This window comes from Pseudomonas sp. NPDC087817, from assembly GCF_044742875.1.
In the GTDB taxonomy this organism is placed as follows: Bacteria; Pseudomonadota; Gammaproteobacteria; order Pseudomonadales; family Pseudomonadaceae; genus Aquipseudomonas.
In genome coordinates this window covers 1-1,163 of sequence record NZ_JBIUVJ010000071.1, presented here as the reverse complement: position 1 = coordinate 1,163, position 1,163 = coordinate 1, and the positions used below count along the sequence as shown (strand labels likewise).

Below are 1,163 nucleotides of genomic sequence, written 5' to 3'. Positions count from 1 at the left end.
ACCGAGTCCCACAGACCGCGAGCCTTGAGGTCGCGAACCAGGTACGGGTTGATCACGGTGAATTCGCCCGACAGGTTCGATTTCACATACAGGTTCTGGTAGGTCGGTTCGATCGACTGCGATACGCCAGTGATGTTGGCGATGGTTGCGGTCGGCGCGATGGCCATGATGTTGGAGTTACGAATGCCTTTCTGTACACGGGCGCGAACCGGTGCCCAGTCGAGAGTTTCGTTCAGGTCAACGTCGATGTACTTCTGGCCGCGTTGTTCGATCAGGATCTGTTGCGAGTCCAGCGGCAGGATGCCTTTGGACCACAGCGAGCCGTTGAACGTCTCGTACGCGCCACGCTCGTCAGCCAGGTCGCAGGACGCCTGGATTGCGAAGTAGCTGACCGCTTCCATCGACTTGTCGGCGAATTCGACGGCAGCGTCGGAACCGTAGGCGATGTGTTGCAGGTACAAGGCGTCCTGGAAGCCCATGATGCCCAGACCCACCGGACGGTGGCGGAAGTTGGAGTTCTTCGCTTGCGGCACCGAGTAGTAGTTGATGTCGATCACGTTGTCGAGCATGCGCACGGCAGTGTTCACGGTGCGTTGCAGCTTGGCGGTGTCCAGCTTGCCATCCACGATGTGGTTTGGCAGGTTGATCGAGCCCAGGTTGCAAACGGCGATCTCGTCCTTGTTGGTGTTCAAGGTGATCTCGGTGCACAGGTTCGAGCTGTGAACCACGCCGACGTGCTGCTGCGGGCTACGCAGGTTGCACGGGTCTTTGAAAGTCAGCCATGGGTGGCCGGTTTCGAACAGCATGGAGAGCATTTTGCGCCACAGGTCTTTGGCCTGGATGGTCTTGAACAGCTTGACCTTGCCCGGGTACTCGGTCAGGGCTTCGTAGTACTCGTAGCGCTCTTCGAAGGCTTTACCGGTCAGGTCGTGCAGGTCCGGAACTTCGGATGGCGAGAACAGGGTCCACTTGCCGTCATCGAAGACGCGCTTCATGAACAGATCAGGGATCCAATTGGCGGTGTTCATGTCGTGGGTACGACGACGAGCCTCACCGGTGTTCTTGCGCAGCTCGATGAACTGTTCGCTGTCCATGTGCCGGGTTTCCAGGTAGGCACAGACCGCGCCTGTGCGCGTGGCAGCCTGGTGGCCGGCGTCGGCCGT

1 pseudogene is annotated in these 1,163 nt (G+C 59.3%); it reads right to left on the bottom strand.

The features are described 5' to 3' along the window. Nucleotides 1–1,163: pseudogene (locus tag ACIONG_RS26360) on the bottom strand (ribonucleoside-diphosphate reductase subunit alpha); the annotation flags it as partial.